Annotated in this window: 15 protein-coding genes; 5 read left to right on the forward strand and 10 right to left on the reverse strand. The window is 67.4% G+C overall.

What is annotated here, in order from left to right; all coding sequences use genetic code 11:
• Positions 1 to 20: 20 nt before the first annotated feature.
• The 4 genes from MSB02_RS05120 (at position 21) to MSB02_RS05135 (ending at position 7082) form a co-directional block, all read left to right on the forward strand.
• Positions 21 to 2891 (forward strand): cytochrome c3 family protein, encoded by a 2871-nt coding sequence (locus MSB02_RS05120; protein WP_267194162.1) that lies wholly within the window; start codon positions 21 to 23, stop codon positions 2889 to 2891.
• Positions 2892 to 3044: 153 nt separating this feature from the next.
• Complete coding sequence (locus MSB02_RS05125; protein ID WP_267194163.1) at positions 3045 to 4259, forward strand: C40 family peptidase; 1215 nt, start codon at positions 3045 to 3047, stop codon at positions 4257 to 4259.
• Between the two features lie 43 nt (positions 4260 to 4302).
• Entirely contained in the window at positions 4303 to 5745 is a 1443-nt protein-coding gene (locus MSB02_RS05130) for a TldD/PmbA family protein (protein ID WP_267194164.1), read from the forward strand.
• Positions 5742 to 7082, forward strand: a complete 1341-nt coding sequence (locus MSB02_RS05135; protein WP_267194165.1) for a TldD/PmbA family protein — start codon at positions 5742 to 5744, stop codon at positions 7080 to 7082. Before MSB02_RS05130 ends, MSB02_RS05135 begins: the two co-directional genes overlap by 4 nt.
• Positions 7083 to 7296: 214 nt before the next feature.
• Here MSB02_RS05135 and MSB02_RS05140 read toward each other — a convergent pair whose 3' ends face one another.
• Genes MSB02_RS05140 through MSB02_RS05185 form a run of 10 tightly spaced genes read right to left on the reverse strand, consistent with a single transcriptional unit; the run spans position 7297 to position 16366 of the window.
• Entirely contained in the window at positions 7297 to 7938 is a 642-nt protein-coding gene (locus tag MSB02_RS05140) for a V-type ATP synthase subunit D (RefSeq protein ID WP_267194166.1), read from the reverse strand.
• Positions 7939 to 7940: 2 nt separating this feature from the next.
• Positions 7941 to 8144: a hypothetical protein gene (locus MSB02_RS05145; RefSeq protein WP_267194167.1), complete on the reverse strand. Its 204-nt coding sequence runs from the start codon at positions 8142 to 8144 to the stop codon at positions 7941 to 7943.
• Positions 8141 to 9556, reverse strand: coding sequence for a V-type ATP synthase subunit B (locus tag MSB02_RS05150; RefSeq protein ID WP_267194168.1), 1416 nt, complete (start codon positions 9554 to 9556; stop codon positions 8141 to 8143). The genes MSB02_RS05145 and MSB02_RS05150 overlap by 4 nt, the downstream gene beginning before the upstream one ends.
• Positions 9557 to 11461, reverse strand: coding sequence for a V-type ATP synthase subunit A (locus tag MSB02_RS05155; protein WP_267194169.1), 1905 nt, complete (start codon positions 11459 to 11461; stop codon positions 9557 to 9559). It abuts the gene before it with no gap.
• A complete protein-coding gene (locus MSB02_RS05160) occupies positions 11462 to 11797 on the reverse strand; it encodes a V-type ATP synthase subunit F (protein ID WP_267194170.1) in 336 nt (111 codons plus the stop codon).
• Positions 11794 to 12783 carry a V-type ATPase subunit gene (locus MSB02_RS05165; RefSeq protein ID WP_267194171.1) on the reverse strand — a complete coding sequence of 330 codons (990 nt, stop codon included), beginning with the start codon at positions 12781 to 12783 and terminating at the stop codon, positions 11794 to 11796. Before MSB02_RS05165 ends, MSB02_RS05160 begins: the two co-directional genes overlap by 4 nt.
• 1 nt (position 12784) lies before the next feature.
• Entirely contained in the window at positions 12785 to 13369 is a 585-nt protein-coding gene (locus MSB02_RS05170) for a V-type ATP synthase subunit E (RefSeq protein ID WP_267194172.1), read from the reverse strand.
• Between the two features lie 15 nt (positions 13370 to 13384).
• Entirely contained in the window at positions 13385 to 13885 is a 501-nt protein-coding gene (locus tag MSB02_RS05175; protein ID WP_267194173.1) for a V-type ATP synthase subunit K, read from the reverse strand.
• Positions 13882 to 16056: a V-type ATP synthase subunit I gene (locus tag MSB02_RS05180; protein ID WP_267194174.1), complete on the reverse strand. Its 2175-nt coding sequence runs from the start codon at positions 16054 to 16056 to the stop codon at positions 13882 to 13884. The genes MSB02_RS05175 and MSB02_RS05180 overlap by 4 nt, the downstream gene beginning before the upstream one ends.
• A gap of 4 nt (positions 16057 to 16060) precedes the next feature.
• Positions 16061 to 16366, reverse strand: a complete 306-nt coding sequence (locus MSB02_RS05185; RefSeq protein ID WP_267194175.1) for a hypothetical protein — start codon at positions 16364 to 16366, stop codon at positions 16061 to 16063.
• A gap of 240 nt (positions 16367 to 16606) precedes the next feature.
• Here MSB02_RS05185 and MSB02_RS05190 point away from each other — a divergent pair, with 240 nt between their 5' ends.
• Positions 16607 to 17380 carry a M23 family metallopeptidase gene (locus MSB02_RS05190; RefSeq protein WP_267194176.1) on the forward strand — a complete coding sequence of 258 codons (774 nt, stop codon included), beginning with the start codon at positions 16607 to 16609 and terminating at the stop codon, positions 17378 to 17380.
• Positions 17381 to 17382: the final 2 nt, after the last annotated feature.

Below are 17382 nucleotides of genomic sequence, written 5' to 3' on the forward strand. Positions count from 1 at the left end.
AACGTGAGGGGGCTTTGGAGATGAGCAGCGCACATCATCACTCATCCATCGACGCCAGGTACCACCTGGCCGCGCTTGCCACACTCCTCGTCCTGGCGCTGCCCGCCACCGCATTCGCCGCTGCCCCCACCACCCCTCTGCTCGCCGACGTCTATGTGGACGGCGCCGGATCGGTCACCGTGGAGTGGAACGCCTCCACCGACGCCGACGGCGACCCGGTCACCTATACCGTGTACCGCCTCCAGCAGCCGGTCACGGCCACGAACATCGGAAGCGCCACCGCAGTGGCGTCCTCGGTCCCCGGAACGAGTGCCACAGTGAGCGCCCACGCCGACGAGATCGCGCAGTCGTACGTGTGGTTCTACGCCGTCAGGGCCAGCGACGGCACGAACCTGTCACTCGTGTCCAAGTCGATGGCGCCCAACCTCCACGGCTACCGCCTCAGTTCCGCCACCGTGAGCTGCACGCGCTGCCACGAGGTGCACGGTGCATATCCGGCCGACTGGGACTACACCTACGTCGACCTCTGCTACTCATGCCACGGCGCAACGTCTTCGGCGGATGCCGTGGGCGCCAAGAGCTCGCTCAACGTCCAGGCCGAGTTCGGCGACTACGACGGCCAAACGCAGCCCGCATCGGTGCACCGCAGCACGAAGATGGAGACCGACCGGACCGAGTGCGACGCGTGCCACAGCGCACATCGTTCGCCGTACTACTACGACAACTCCGGCAACTACGTGGCGGCCAGCAGCTACCGGAAGATGATCCGCGTGCAGACAGGCGAGGATGCCGGCGGACCGCTCTACACCTACTACAGCCTCAACACCGACACGGCCGAGAACGCCGCGTTCTGCCTCGCATGTCACGGTGCGGACGCGACACCCATCGGCTACGTCGGTGATGTCGACGACTACGCGGGTACCGGGGGCGACCACAACTCCGCCGGATATGACGCGGCAGCGCACGGCCCGTCGGTCGTCTACAGCAACGACCACGGGCGCACGAACGCAAGCGAGTACCCGCAGGTGCAGTGCCTTGCGTGCCACGCCAAGCACGCTTCGGCGGCAGACAAGCTCATCGCGTACCGCGGCGACGACACGGCCACCAGCCCGAGCGGCACCTATGCCGAGGCCGAGCTCTGCTTCGCATGCCACAGCAGCAGTTCGAGCGAGAACAAGGTCGCAGCGAGTTACGCGGCACCGTTCTCCTGGAACGACCGCGACGTGGAGGCCGAGTTCGGCCGGGCGTCCACCCACCCAGTGAGCTCGTCGGCCACAGGCCGGTCGCTTACGTGCGCGAGCTGCCACAACGTGCACAACGTGACCGAAGGCGGCACGGCCGCCTGGAACGTCGCTCGCGTGAGCACACCGTCGAACACGAAGGCGACGCCGGCCGACATGACCGCGTTCTGCCTCGGATGCCACACCACCACCCCGCCCTCGGCCACGATCGCAGCCGACACGCTCGTCCCGTACAGGATCGGCTTCAGCGACCAGAGCGCGGCGCCGTACTTCCCCGGGTGGGACAAGAGCGGTTTCGGCAGCCTCGGCGTTGGCGAGACCAACCACTACACGCCAGCGACGGGCGGCCAGCCGGCGCTCTGCAAGAACTGTCACGATCCGCACGGCTCGGACTATGAGCGGCTCGTAGCGTGGAGCGCCCCCACTGGCGCGGAGAAGGTCGGCGTATGGACGCCCAACAGTGGCACGCGTGAGAACGACTCGGCCACCGCGGCTGAGCTGAGCGCCGAGGAGAGCCTCTGCTACCAGTGCCATGGGAACGGCAGCGCCTATCCACAGGCACCCGGCGCGGCCGACGTGTATACGCCAGCGAACCCGGCGAGCGGCTCGAACAACACGCACGTCATGTCCGACTACTCGGGCCGTCACAGCGACACGGAGCTGGCGGCGGACCTCGGGGGAACGAACCGGCACAGCGAGTGCGTGGACTGCCACGACCCGCATGCAGCCAAGCGGGTGGGTGGGACCGCCACCCAGGATATGCTCGACACGAGCGCTCCCGGCAGTGCGATCTATGGCGCATGGGGCGTGGTACCCGATTACTCCGACCCCCTGCGGGACGGCACATCCAACCCCGGTACCTACAACTGGACGGCGCCCGCCACATACACCGATGTCCGTCTCACAGGTGCATCGACGGATATGGAAGCGCATCTGTGCTTGAAGTGCCACAGCGGCAACACCACGCAACCGGCGGGACAGGGTGACACCGCTCGCGAGTTCAACCCCAGCAACTTCAGCGTGCACAACGTGCTCGGCCAGAGCGTAGGTGCGCAGGAGGCGTTCACGTACGTCGCCTCCGATGCGAACACCTACACCGACACATGGGAGTTCCCGAGCATCGGGGTCTTCCAGGCCTCCTACGATCAGAACACGATGCTCACGTGCACGAGCTGTCACACCAACGAGAGCGGCAACGCCAAGGGGCCGCACGGAAGCACGGTCCAGTGGCTGCTGGATCCCGCATACCCGACCGACTGGAAGACGTCATACCTCGTCGTGAGCAAGGACGACCCAGATGGGATGAACGGCACCCCCATCTGTCAGAAGTGCCACAATCTATACGGGGCCGGCGGTGTTGTCAGCAACTCTGCTCATGGGCGGGTCTCAAGACACGGCGGCTCCACCAACCCGTGCATCTCGTGTCACATCAAGGTGCCGCACGGATGGAAACGCCCACGACTTCTCGGCTACCAGAGTGACGACCCTGCGTACGCAGCGACCGAACTCAACGAGATCAGAGCGAACATCAGTCACACGAGAGATGCCAACGGCAGTGTCGGGTGGGCGTCGGGCGACTGCAGCACCGACTATCTGGGCGCCTCGGGCTGTGGAGGTTCGACCCACAGCGATATCGCGGTCTCATGGTGAATGCGCGGAGCCTCCCGGGGAACCAAGCGGGCACTCGTCGATGAGGCGCTGAACCGGGAGACCAGCTGACGTGTTGACGCTCTGACTCGGCAAGGTTTTCGCAAGATGTGGGTAAGGTTGTTACGCTACCATCGCTGCGACGGAAAGGATGCGATGCGCGCTCGCTCGGCACGACGTATGGTACGCGGTGGGGTCATCCTCATCGCGGTTGCCGCACTCCTCGCATCCCCGGCCTTCGCGGCTCCCTCTGCCTCGACCACCACCACCCCGGCCCCCGACCCGCCCGCCGCACCATCAGTACCGACCACTGGCAGCCCCATACCCGAGCCCACCGACCAGATGACCGCCGAGTTCCGCGCACGACTCGCGGCAAAGCAGGCCGAACTCGACGAGCTTGAGGCGCAGCTCGACGAACTCGACCGCGAGCTGGCCATCGCGGCTGAGGCGTACAACAAGGCGATGCTCGATCTCGAGGCCACCACTAAGCGGCTCGAGACCACCAGGGCCGATCTTGCCAACGCCGAGCTCGCATACGAGCTGCAACAGGACACGCTCTCCGACCGCGCACGCGACATCTACCGCGGCGGCGAGCTGTCTACTCTCGACGTGCTGCTCGGCTCCAAGTCGATCTCCGACTTCATGGCGCGCATCCGATTCCTCCGCGCGATGGGCGAGAACGACGCCTCGATAGTGGCGGCGCTCGCCGCCCAGCGCGACATGATCGCAGTGGCCCAGCACGCGGCCGAGGAGGACGAACTGCGCGCCCGCTCACTCGAGTTCGAGATGCAGGCCCGTCAGATCGAGGTCATGCTGCGCATCCAGGAACGAGAGGCCCTGCTTGCCAGCACGCAGACCGAACTGCTCGAGCTGCTCGACGACCTGGCGGAAGTGCGCCAGATGGCCGAGGCCGAGTTGTTGCGGGACGTGTTGTCCGGAGCGAACAAGGCCGGTATCGTCGTCGAGCCGGGGTCGCCGGTGGAGACCGCGCTCGCGTATCACGGGGTGCCCTACCTCTGGGGCGGTGAATCCCCTCGTGGCTTCGACTGCTCCGGACTGCTCCTCTACGTGATGCGGCAGCATGGCGTGAACCTCCCGCACTACTCCGGCTCGCAGTTCCAGCTTGGCGAGAAGGTAGCGCCGTCGGCGCTCCAGCCCGGCGACGCGGTCTTCTTCGGCTCGCCGGTCTACCACGTGGGTATGTACGTGGGTGCGGGCTACTTCATCCACGCGCCCCGTACCGGCGATTTCGTCAAGCTCTCGCGGCTTGCCGATCGCAAAGACTACGCGGGCGCACGGCGGTATGATTGGGAGTACCGAACCTCGCCGGTCACCGGCGCGGTATCGGACCCGGCGGAGGCCGTCCGGTAGCGTCCTCGCCGCTGTGCCGCTGACGACAGGGCTCGGAGGACGCATGAAGGATCTGATCGCAACAGCCCTCGAAGCTGCCAACGCGGCCGGCGCCACGTATGCGGACGCTCGAGTGGTTGAGACGCGCCACGAACGACTCTCCGTGCGCACCGGCCGGGTGGACGGCGTCGAGTCGGGCGAATCGCTCGGCATCGGCATTCGGGCGATCGCGGACGGCGCCTGGGGATTCGCTGCGACCTCGGACCTTTCCACCAACGGCGTCACCTCAGCGGCACGCGAGGCCGTGGCGCTCGCGCAGGCGGCGGCCACGACTGCCCGGCGCCCGGTGGCCCTGGCGCCGGTGGACGCGTACACCGACACCTGGACCGGACCGTGCGTGACCGACCCCTTCACCGTGTCGCTCGACGACAAACTCGCGCTGCTGCTGTTGGCGGACGATGTCCTCCGCGCCGAGGCCGCAGTGCGTGTGACCAGCACGAGCATGAACTTCCTCGCGGTGCGTAAGGTATTCGGCTCCACTGAGGGGTCGCTGATCGAGCAATCCTACGTGGAGTCGCAGGCCGGGCTCACAGCGTTCGCGATCGGCGACGGAGAGATGCTCCCGCGCTCGTATCCCAACAACCTCGGCGGACAGGCCGTGCAGGGTGGATGGGAGGCTATCCTGGCGCTCGACCTGCCGGGTCACGCCCCACGCGTAGCCGAGGAGGCGACCGCCCTCCTGAGCGCGGCCCCATGTCCGGCGCGGGAGACGACGCTGATCATCGACGCTTCACAGGTGGCGCTCCAGATCCACGAGTCGATCGGGCATCCCACGGAGCTCGACCGCATCCTCGGCGATGAGGCGGCCTTCGCGGGCACGTCGTGGGTGGGCATCCCCGATCTCGGCACGCTCCGCTACGGCTCGGAGCAGGTGACCGTGACCTCTGACGCCACGATTCCCGGGTCGATAGGTTCGTTCGGGTACGACGACGAGGGCGTGCCAGCACAGCGGGATCACCTGATCACCAACGGGGTGCTCACCGGATTCCAGACGTCGCGAGAGTCGGCTCTGGCGATCGACCGCACCTCGAACGGGTGCATGCGTGCCGACGGATGGCAGCGTCAACCGCTGATCCGGATGACCACCGTAAGCCTGGAGCCGGGCGAATGGGCGCTCGACGACCTGATCGCTGACACAGACGACGGCTTCTACTTCGAGACGAACAACTCCTGGTCGATCGATGACCGCCGCCTGAACTTCCAGTTCGGGTGCGAGATCGGCTGGGAGATCAAGAACGGCACACTCGGCCGTATGGTGAAGAACCCCAACTACACAGGGATCACCCCGGAGTTCTGGGGCTCGTGTGACGCGGTCTGCAACCGCGACCACTGGCAGGTGTGGGGGATCCCCAACTGCGGCAAAGGCGAGCCGATGCAGGTGGCGCATGTGGCGCACGGAGCGGCTCCCGCAAGATTCAGGAACGTCCGCGTGGGGGTGGCCCGATGAGACGCTCGCTCGAGGAGATACGCACCATCGCCAATCGCGCCGCGCACATGACCCGGGCCGACAGCGCCGAGGCGGTGGTCATCTCGAGCATCTCGGCGCTCACGCGCTTCGCCGGCAACCGCATCCACCAGAACGTGACCGAGACCGACTCGCAGCTGTCGATCCGTGCCGTTCTCGGGACACGCACCGGCGTGGCAAGCACCAACCGGCTGGACAACGAAGCGGTAGCGCGCTGCGCTTCGGCCGCCGTTGATGCCGCACGGCACGCCCCGAAGGACCCTGACTTCCCCGGGCTCCCCAAGCCCGCTCCGCTCTCGATCCCCTCCCGGAGCCTGTCGCTCCTCTCGATGTACGACGCCGCGGGACGCGCTCGCGCTGCCGCAGAGATCATCCAGCAGTCCGACGCGCGAGGGCTCGTGGCCGCAGGCACCGTTTCGGTCAACGACTACGCGGTGGCCATAGCCAACACGCACGACGTTGACGCGTCGATGCAGACCGACGAGCTCCGGGCGACCGTTCTGGCCATGGGCGAGGGCGGAGCGAGCGGATGGGGGTCGTTCCTCGGCCGTGACGCAGGAACGTTCCTGCCGGCACAACTGGGGAGCAGCGCGGCAACGCTGGCCGAGCGCTCGGCGGGCGCCGGCGACCTTGAGCCCGGCACGTACACCGTGGTGCTGGCACCGGAAGCGGTCGCCGACATCCTCGACTTCCTCGGCTATCTTGGTTTTGGCGCGAAGGCCTTTGCCGAGGGGAGCTCCTTCCTCGTCAACGCGCTGGGGACGCGCGTGGCAGACACGTGCGTGAGCATCTACGACGATGCCCTGTCGCCCGCAACGATCGGCATATCGTTCGACTACGAGGGCCAACCGCGCCGCAGGACTCCGCTGATCGAGGGCGGTGTGGCGATCGGACCGGTGACCGACTCGTACTTCGCCGCCAAGCTCGACCGGCCGGACACCGGGCATGCGCTTCCCGCGCCCAACCCGTACGGACCGCTTCCGCTGAACATCGAGATGCAGGCCGGAGACGCGACACTGGACGAGATGATCGGCTCGGTGGAACGGGGCGTCTACGTAACGCGCTTCCACTACGTGAACGTCGAAGACCCGATGAAGGTCGTGCTCACCGGGATGACTCGCGATGGCACGTTCCTCATAGAGAACGGACGCCTTTCGACCCCGGTCCGCAACCTGCGATTCACTCAGAGCGTGCTCTCCGCGCTCTCCGATGTCCGCGCCATCGGCTCGAAGCGGCAACTCTGTGGAGGCGAGGGTGGCGCTGCGCTCGCGCCGGCTCTGCTCATCGGCCACTGGGCGTTCACCGGACAGACCGGCTGAAGCGGTCGCCATGCCCGTGCGAAACGCCGTCCGGCCCACAGCGGAGGGGCGCCGCTGTTGGGCCGGATCGGATGTCAGGTGCCTGGTTGTTGTCCTGACACCTCAGTAATCGGCTTACGCGGGTCTTCGCTTTAGGGATGGCGGCCGGTGCCCGACGAGCGTGCAACGCTCCCGACGAGCGGCTCGAAACGCATCCCGAGCGGCACACGGCTCGTCAGAGACCCTCGGCCGTCTCCTGCCGGGCGATCATGTCCTTCACCTTCATCAGGCGGGTCAGGTTGCTCCGCTCCGCCTCGTCGAGCTTCATGGTGATGCTGCGCACCGTCTCGTCTATGGACGGTATCAGCACGTATTCGAGCGCGTTCACACGTCGGCGGGTGCGCTCGATCTCCGCGGCCAGCAGTTCGATTGCCTTCTCGCGTTCCGCGAGCTCGAGAAGCCGCGGCGCCACCTCGGCCAGCCGTGAAAGCCCTGCGTCGAGGACGGCCGGGGTGGTCGCCAGGGAATACCCGCCAGGCTCGGGGAGATCGTCAAGAGTGAAGACGGGGACCGAGACGCTCATGAGGCTTCGCTCATCCACCGAGAGCAGGGGCCCTGGCTCGCCGGCCATCAGCGCGGTCTCAAGCGAGCCCTGCCCCGCTTCCGCCCGTGCCATCGCGAACTGCGCATACGCCGCGAGAAGGTCGCGCTCCACCTCGGCGCGCAGCCGCCGGTTCGCGCCGATCCTGCCCTGGAACTCCTTCATGAGCTCGTCGAGCTTGTCCTTCAGGAGCTTGTGTCCCCGACGGGCCACCGCTCCTCTGCGTCGCAGCTTGAGGAGCTCCATGCGGTTCGGGTTGGCGCGGATCTGCGGCATCGCTATCCCCTCGCCAACGACCAGATGATGAGGGCGGTCCCGGCAAGCAGGAGCACGATGTTGGCCCCGCGCAACACCTTGATCGCCCCCGGCACCGAGCCGGCGGTCCGCTTCGTCCAGCGCAGCATGTACACCTGGTATCCGATGAGCCCTGCCATCGCCACCAGGAGCGCTGCGGTGAGAACGCTGCCCGTCGTCACGCTCACGCCTCGTCCGGCTCCTTCAGGTACCGCTCCACGTACTCGTCCTTGATGCGCTTCAGCTCGCTCCTGGGCAACAGCGCCATGAGCTCCCAGCCGATCTCCAGCGTGCGCTCCACCGAGCGCTCTTCGTGGGCGTCCTGGCGGATGAATCCGCCCTCGAAAGCGTCGGCGAACGCGACGAACGCCTTATCGGTGTCAGATAGAGCCGCATCGCCGAGTATGACCGCGAGCTCCTTGGCCTGCACTCCACGCGCGTACGCGCCGAAGAGCTGGTTGGAGAGGTCCGCGTGGTCTTCTCGTGTCTTGCCCGGACCGATGCCTTTCTGCTTCAGGCGCGACAGGCTCGGCAACACCGCGATCGGCGGGTAGATGTTCGATCGGTGAAGGTTCCGGTCGAGGATGATCTGCCCCTCGGTGATGTAGCCGGTGAGGTCCGGGATCGGGTGCGTCTTGTCGTCGTCGGGCATCGAGAGGATCGGCACCTGCGTGATCGACCCCTTCGCGCCCTGGATGCGACCCGCGCGCTCGTAGATGGTGGCCAGGTCGGTGTACAGGTAGCCCGGATAACCACGGCGCCCCGGCACCTCTTTGCGGGCTGCCGACACCTCGCGCAACGCCTCGCAGTAGTAGGTCATGTCGGTGAGGATGACGAGCACGTGCATGTCGCACGTGTACGCGAGGTACTCGGCGCAGGTGAGCGCCATCCGCGGCGTGTTGATGCGCTCCACCGCCGGATCGTCGGCGAGGTTGAGGAAGAGCACGGCCCGCTCGATCGCAGCCGTGTTGCGGAACTCGGTCATGAAGAAGTCGGCGTCGGCGAACGTGATGCCCATGGCGGCGAAGACCACCGCGAACTCGCCTTCGAGCTTCTCCCCCACCTTCGTGGGATCGTCGCTCCGGTTGAGCACCGCCGCCTGTCGCGCGATCTGCGCCGCAAGCTCGTTGTGCGGCAGGCCGGCGCCCGAGAAGATCGGCAGCTTCTGGCCGCGCACCAGCGGGTTCAGCCCGTCGATCGCCGAGATACCCGTCTGGATGAAGTCGTCGGGGAAGTCGCGCGCTGTGGGATTGATCGGCTCGCCGTGCATCGGACGCCGCTCATCGGGGATGATCTCCGGGCCGCCGTCGCGCGGACGTCCCAGCCCGTCGAACACCCTCCCCAGCATGTCCCGGCTCACACCCAGCTCGAGCGCCCGACCGAGGAACCGCACCTTGGTCTGCGCGGGGTTCGCGCCGCTCGTGCCGGCGAACGCCTGCACGAGCGCCGTATCGCCATCAACCTCGAGCACGTTGCCGAGCGAACGGGTCCCGTTAGGGTACTCGAGCTCGACAAGCTCGTTGTAGGTGACGTCGATGACCCGCTCGACCAGCAGCAGCGGCCCCACGATGTCCCGTGTAGTGGTGTATTCGCGCGCCATCTACGCACTCACCCCGCTTCCGGCCACCAACTGCGTCTCGATATCCGAGACGATCTCTTCGAATATGCCGAGGTCGTCCAGGGTCGCGTACTTGGCCCGGGCGATCTTCTCCCGCACCGGAGCGGCAAGGATGTCCTTGAGCGGCGCTCCCCCACGCTGGGCCGCCACCGCCGCCTCATGGAATCGCAGGATCACCCCGAGCAACAGGTCCTGCTCGGTGAGCGAGCTGAACTGGTCGTCGTCACGGAATGCGTTCTGCTGCAGGAAGTCCTCCCGGATGCTCTTGGCGGTCTCCATCAGGATCTGCTCCTCGGCCGACAGCGCCTCGAGACCCACGAGCCGTACGATCTCGGCCAGGTCCGACTCCCGCTGAAGGATGGCCATACAGCGGTCGCGGCGGTCCCTGAACTCGTGCGAGACCTCCTTCTCCCAGTACGGGCGGATGCTGTCGAGGTAGAGCGAGTAGCTGGTGAGCCAGTCGATCGCCGGGAAGTGCCGCTGGAACGCCAGCTGATCCTGCAGCGCCCAGTAGACCTTCACCACACGAAGCGTGTTCTGCACGACCGGTTCCGACAAGTCCCCACCCGGAGGAGAGACGGACCCGACCACCGATACGGAGCCCGTGCGGGGAGCGGCAGGGCGGAGTGGCCCCTCCTTGCTGTCCTCGCGCACAGACCGCGCTGCGGAGGCTGCGTCGGGACCCTCCGCACCTGCCGCTCCCACGGTCGCCGCGGTGGAATCCGAGGACAGCGACGAGGGCCCCGACGGACGCGATCCGCCGAGGCACTGCACGGCCCCCGCACGCTCGTAGAACGCGGCGAGCTTCGTACCGAGGTACGCGGGGAAGCCCTCGTCTCCGGGCATCTCCTCGAGCCGTCCGGAGATCTCGCGCATCGCCTCGGCCCACCTGCTCGTCGAGTCGGCCTGCAGAACCACCTCGTACCCCATGTCGCGGAAGTACTCGGCCATCGTGATGCCCGTGTACACGCTCGCCTCGCGAGCCGCCACCGGCATGTTCGAGGTGTTCGCCACCAGGACCGTGCGCTTCATCAGCGACTCGCCGGAATACGGGTCGGTGAGCTCCGGGAACTCCATGAGCACGTCGGTCATCTCGTTGCCGCGCTCGCCGCAGCCGATGAAGATGACCACCTGGGCGTTGCTCCACTTGGCCACCTGGTGCTGCGTGACCGTCTTGCCGGCGCCGAACGGACCGGGGATGCAGGCGACGCCACCCTTGATGAGCGGGAAGAACGTGTCGATCACACGCGTCCCCGTCACCAGCGGCTCACCCGACGTGATCTTCTTCCGATACGGACGCGGAACGCGGATCGGCCACGTCTGCATCATCGTGATCTCATGCTCGGTGCCGTCGGTAGACCTGAGGCGCGCGACCGTCTGCTCCACCGTGAACTGCCCCGCGTGGATCTCGACTATCTCGCCGGTCAGTGCCGGCGGCACCATGATGCGATGCTCGACGACCACGTTCTCCTGCACCGTGCCGATGATGTCGCCGCCGGAGACCACGGCGCCCGCCGTGGCGACCGGCACGAACTCCCAGCGCTTCTCACGGTCGAGCCCGGGGGCCGAGACGCCTCTGCCGAGGAACGCGCCTGACTTCGCGCGCAGCGCGTCGAGCGGCCGCTGGACGCCGTCGTACACGGCCTCGAGCATGCCGGGGCCGAGCTCCACCGACAACGGCGCGCCGGTCGAGACGACGGGCATGCCAGGGCCCAGGCCCTCGGTCTCCTCGTAAACCTGGATCGAAGCGCGGTCGCCCCGCATCTCGATGATCTCGCCCATGAGTCCTTGCTCACCCACGCGCACCAGGTCGTACATCCTGGCCGTTCCAAGACCCGTGGCCACCACCAGCGGTCCGGCTACTTTGCGAATCGTGCCCTGATCCATCTAGCCTTCCTCTTCTCCTGACGACATCGAGGTGCCCAACGCACGCTCGATGGCCCGGTTCAACTTCCTGGCTCCCACGCCGCCCGACGTGCCGGCAGCCGGGATGACCGTCACCGCGGGGACCGGCTTGTCGGCGGAGTCGGCAACGAGGTCGTCGATCGCCTCGTACACGGGCTCTGTCACGAAGACCGATCCGTACCTTCCGCTCACGAGCTCCGGCCACCGCTCCCTCGCGTCCTCCGGCCGCTCCACCACCTCGACGGCGAACCCCAGCGGCCGAAAGCCGGCCACACTGGTCGCGTCGCCCACCACCGCGATCATCAGCCGCTCGCTCATAGCACGCCCCGCAGCCGCTCGCGCACCACGTCGCGCTCCAGACCCGACAGCCTCCCGACCACTACGATCCGCAGCGCCACTACCTCGGCCTCCCGCGCCAGAACGTACGCGAGCACGGGCTCCGGTCCGCTCGGCACCATACGCGCCGAGGCCATCCTGGCGGCATCGAGCGACGCCGCCGCGAGGTCGTAACGCTCGAGATCGAGCAGGTCCGCAACGTCGAGCCCCGGCACCGCGCGAGTCCCTGCCACGGCCTCCGCAAGCTCCTCGGCATCCATACGCGAGACCTCGGACGCCAGGCCTTCGATGCTGCGCGAACCGCCACCGATCATCGCCTTGGCAACCTCGGGTCCCGGCAGACGTTTGGCGTTGGCCCGCAGGAGCACCCTGGTGTTCGCCAGGTCGATCCGAAGCGTCATCAGATCGCGCAGGAACGCCACCCGCGACCGGCGGGCCTCGGCCGCGAGCGCTTCGTAGAGCGCGTGGTCCACGGCCGTCTCCACCTCAGACAACGCCGGCGGCTGCTCGGCATCGTCCCACGCGGTCAGCAGCGCGCACATCGCGCCGGGAAGCTGCTCTCCGGTGCCGAGGAACGCCGCGGGCTCGATCGTGCCGAGCGCGCTCAGCCTGGGCGCCGGCAGTCCGAGCACGCGGGTCTTGAGCGCCGTGCGCAGGTTGCGGTAGTCGTACGGCAACCTGAAGAACCGCACGACCGCCTCGGGCAGACCCGCCTCCAACAGGAACTCGTCGTACAGGTCGCCGAGTGACGCGTCGAGCGCTCGCTCGACGTCCGTGGCGGTGGACGCCTGCTCGAGATACCGCCCGAACGCGGTCTCAGAGAGGATGCGGCGCTGCTCGGCGAAGTCGGGCGCGTCGATCAGCCGCTCGAAGACCGACCGCGTCAGCAGCTTGGCCTGCAGGACGCGAACGCGCCCTACGGCGAAGCCGTACCGGATGTCATCGCGTATCGAGGCGAGTTGCGCCACGTTACCGGTCCTCCCCGGCGAACAGGGTGCGCACGGCCACGTGCAGCAGGTCGGCACGGTGCTCGGCGATGTACGACGCGGCGGAAACGTCCACCCGTACGCCGTCGCCCTCAACGCACACACCCCGCTCGATGTCTGGCGACGTGCCTTCCACTGTCACATCGATGCCAGCGTCCCGCAGCAGCGCGCCGAGCGTCCGGAGGCGCTGCTCGTCGGCGGCGCTCACGCGGATCCGCTGCCCGGGTACGGCGACCTCGGCCACCTCACGCGCGATGAGCGCGACGTACTCGTCGTCAGGGAGGTCCTCGAGTCTGTGTCCAGCCTCGGCGAGAGCCCTCTCGGCCAGGTCCTTCTTGGCGGCCAGAAGCGAGTCGCGGGCCGCAAGCCGCGCATTGGCGAGGAGGGTGTCGGCCTCTACCTTCGCCTGCGTCAGCGTGCGCTCCACGATCCTCTCGGCCTCGCGTTCCGCGTCGAGACGCGCTCGCTCTCGCACCGCGTCGGCACGCTCCCGCGCAGCCGAGATGATCGCGTCCGCCTCGGCGCGCGCATCGTCCTCTATGCGGGTGATGATGTCAGCGATCGCCACCTGGGATCAGCCTCACTATCCGCCGAAGGTCGCCTGCAGCGCGGTCATCATCAGCACTGTCACGATGAGAGCGAAGACCGCGTAGGTCTCGACCAGCGCCGGGAAGATCAGCGCCTTGCCCGAGTCCTCGCTCCTGCGCGCCACGATGCCAGCAGCCGCGGCGCCCGTCTTACCCTGATAGATGCCGGTGAACATGCCAAGGAACGCCACCGGCAGGCACGCCAGGAACACCGCGAAGCCCTGCGGCCCGGTCAGCGTCGACTCACCGCCGAGGATGTTGAAGAAGATCAGCACGAGCACCGCCGCGATGAACCCGTAGATGCCCTGCGTGCTCGGCATCGCCGCGAGCGGCAAGAGCTTGCCGAACTTCTCGCCGTCCTCGGTCACGATGCCTGATACGGTGGCAGACGCGATGGTGATGCCGATCGCGGAGCCCACACCCCCGAGCACCGCCGCAACACCACCACCGAACAGCGCCCAGTTGATGCCCGAGATGCCCCAGAAGAGGTCGCTCACGTTCCCGCTCCTTCCTGCCGCGCGCTGTCGGCATGCAATACCAGTGTCTTCGATCTGAAGGCGAACGGCGCATAGGCGCGGCCCCCGCCCTCGTAGAACTTGCCAAAGAACTCGACGAACTGCAGACGCGCAGGATGCACGAACGCGCTCAGCAGGTTGATCACCACGTTGAACACATGGCCCACCACGAAGATCAGCGCGGCGAAGACCATGATGACCACGCCGCCGACGATGGCCCCGCCGCCCTTGTCGAACATGCTGCCGGCACCGGCGCCCACGAGCCTGGCGAGCAGGTTGAACACCATTCCCACGAGCGTTGCCGAAAGCGCGAGCGCAGCGAGCCGCGTGTAGCTCAGGATATCGCCGATCAGCGATGAGAGGCCGTACACGGCGTAGGCTCCGCCGAGCATGGCCGCCACCACCCGCCGGGTCGCCTTGGACACGACCATTCCTGCGACCGTGATCGCAAGCAGCATCCAGCCGAGGGGGGCGCTCCAACCCAACGCCAGCGAGAGCAGCCAGCCCACGAACACCGCAAGCCACGCGGCGCCCAGCCCCTTGTCCCACGCGGGCGCTTCCACCTCACGCAGCGCGACGTCGATCGCACGGCTCTTGCCGAGCGCGGTGAGGCCCAGCCCCAGTACGATGGCCACCGTGGAGAGCGACGGCACGAGGACCGCCACCGCGATCGCGGCGAACAGCACCACCGTTGACGCCTGATCGAAGACGGCCGACGCCCAGTCGCCTTTGCGCGCGAGATTCCAGGCCGAGATCAGCACGCCGAAGAGCACCTGCAGCACGCCGAGCGCGATGGAGAACACCAGGAAGGTGGGCAGCTCCTCCATCGGGTTGATGAGCCGGAGACTCTCGAGAAGCGGCGGCAGCTCGAGGTCCCATGCGAAGTACGAGCCGAGCGCCACCCCGGCGAACATCGCACCCACCCCGCCCACGATGAAGAGGTCCATGAGCTTCTTAACGCCCGGAGCCACATCGAGCTTCTTCTTGATGAGCCACGACGCCACGATCAGCATCAGCCCATAACCCACATCACCGATGCAGATACCGAAGAAGACCCAAAAGAACGGCGCCAGCAGCGGTGTGGGATCCAGCTCGTCGTACCGCGGCCGGCCGTAGAGGTCGGTCAGCACCTCGAATGGACGCAAGAATCTCGGGTTCTCGAGCTCCACCGGCGGCGTGTCACCTGGGCCGGGGTCCTCGTAGCTCACGTCAAGCGTGTCAGCGAGCGGCTCAAGCGCCTCGTCCAGGACGCCCCGGCGCTTGGCGCTCACCCACCCGGTGATGACGAAGGCCCGCTCCGTCGTCCCGAAGTGTTCGCGGACGGTCACCGCTTCAAGGTCCGCGTCGATGGCCTCCACGAGCGCCACGGCATCGTCGTGGTACTGCTCGGAGAGGGTCTGCGCCTGCCCGTCGAGAACCGCGAGCCGCTCGTCTATCTCGGCTATGCGCTCGAGCGCGACCGCCCGTTCCTCTGCGGGGTAGTCGTGGAGCCCGGGGAACTTCACGTCGGCGAAGTCGGTGCCCGCAAGCACCGCGCGCACCTCGTCCACCACAGTACGATGCGCCATCACGACCCATGCCGTCTTCCCGCCCACCGAGGCGAGTTCCTCCACCGAGACGTGCGGCGTGATCTCGCGGAGCATCTCCCTGGTCGCACAGCCCTCAGGCGAGGGGATCACACCCGTGAACAACGCCACATGCTCGGTGCCCACCCATCGGCCGATCTCGAGCCGGAGCGGCTCCCATGCAAGCAACTCGTGCGCAAGGGCCTGGAGGCGGCCCCGCTCGCGGCGCAGTTCCGCCATCGAGTCGGCGACCCCCTGGCACTGCTCGTAGACGTGCAGGAGCGTCGTGTCCACCTCAAGAGCGGCGAACTCATCCTCCGAGAGATGCAGCTTCTCGGATATGAACGAAGAGAACGGCTGGTCGCTCGTGTGATAGCGCCGCAGGAAGTCGCGGATGAAGACGGCGTCGGCGCGATACTCCTCGAGACGCCTCACCTCAGCGGGATCGGGCGAGGCGTACGCCGGCGCCGTACCCTCGGCCACCGTCTCGATATCGAGCGCTCCGGCGCGCCGCATGCGCTCGACAGCCTCGTCGAGCGCCGACGTGTGGCCGAGCACGGTGACGCGCAACATACGTGCGACAGCCACGATATCAGCCCGCCAGCTCGTCCAGGACGGCCGCCACCGCGACCGGAAGGCGACCCTCGGCCGCTCGGACGTACTCATCACGGGCCGCCGCAGCCTCCGCCTCATACCGCTCACGCTCGGCGTGCGCGTCCGTCAGGATGGCCGCAGCCTTCGCTTCCGCGTCCTGGCGGGCCGCCGCGATCGTCGACCGCCTGACGTGGTCGGCATCCGATGCGGCCGCGCGCTCAAGCGAGTTCGCGTGCTCGCGCGCTTCGGCGACGATGTCCCGGGCACGTTCCTCGACGCTCAGGATGCGTTCGAGCTTTTCCATGGGAACCCCATCACCGCTTTCACGATCGCGTCATCGCCGTCACACGGTCCGAAACGCGATGACAGCGTATGGATCGCTACAGTATAGTACGCGAAACACCCCTCAAGACCCTGCCGTTCGCCCCCATATTCGAACCGGATACGTCTGCATATGCCCTTTAGTGACAACCGCGACCCATACCGCCCGCCGGCGCGCTCGCGTCACACCCGCCGCACACGGCGGGGCCGGAGCGGCCGCAGGGTGCGCCCCCGCCGGTCGCCATATCCCGCCCTTACCGCGGTGGTTCTCATCGTCGGCCTCGCACTCATCCTCACGGCGACGCTCTGGAGGGGCGGCTCCGACGAGCCGGGCCCGATGACCGCGGCCGTTGCGTCAGTGGCGGCCGAGCCCGACCGCGACCCTACCCCTCGATTCGCCCGTGTCGGCGCCACGGAGATGCGCCTCCCCGTGGACCCCTCCGCCATGACAGCCCTGGCGTTCCACCAGGCATCCGGCGACTCGGCGCTTCCGATCACCTCGCTCGTCCCGGATGCCGACATGGAGCTGGCCGCCGAGCTCCAGGCGGTCCCGCCTGTGGAGGAGGCTGCGGACGTGCCGGACGACGTGCTGGGCGGCGTGTGTCTGCGGCTCTGGCGCTCGAACCGCACAGGCATGCCGGACACGGCGGCCGACATCGGAGCCGATGCCGGGACCGATGTGTACTCTCCTGTGACCGGCACCGTTGTAGAGGTGCGGCCCTACCTGCTCTACGACGCCTACGACGACTTCGAGATACACATCCGGCCGGACGGTCGTGATGACGTGGACGTCGTGCTCATCCATGTGGACGACGTGACCGTGCGCGCCGGTGACGCCGTGGTGGCCGGTGTCACGCGAATCGCGGCGGTCCGGTCGATGTCGGACAAGATCGAGATCCAGCTTGGCGGCTACACCGACAACGGCGGCGACCACGTGCATATACAGGTGAACGAGATCGGCGCCGCAGGCGAACTCGACGCGGCAGGTGAATCGTAGCC

Origin of the sequence: Anaerosoma tenue, from assembly GCF_023161965.1 — a bacterium.
In the GTDB taxonomy this organism is placed as follows: domain Bacteria; phylum Actinomycetota; class Coriobacteriia; order Anaerosomatales; family Anaerosomataceae; genus Anaerosoma; species Anaerosoma tenue.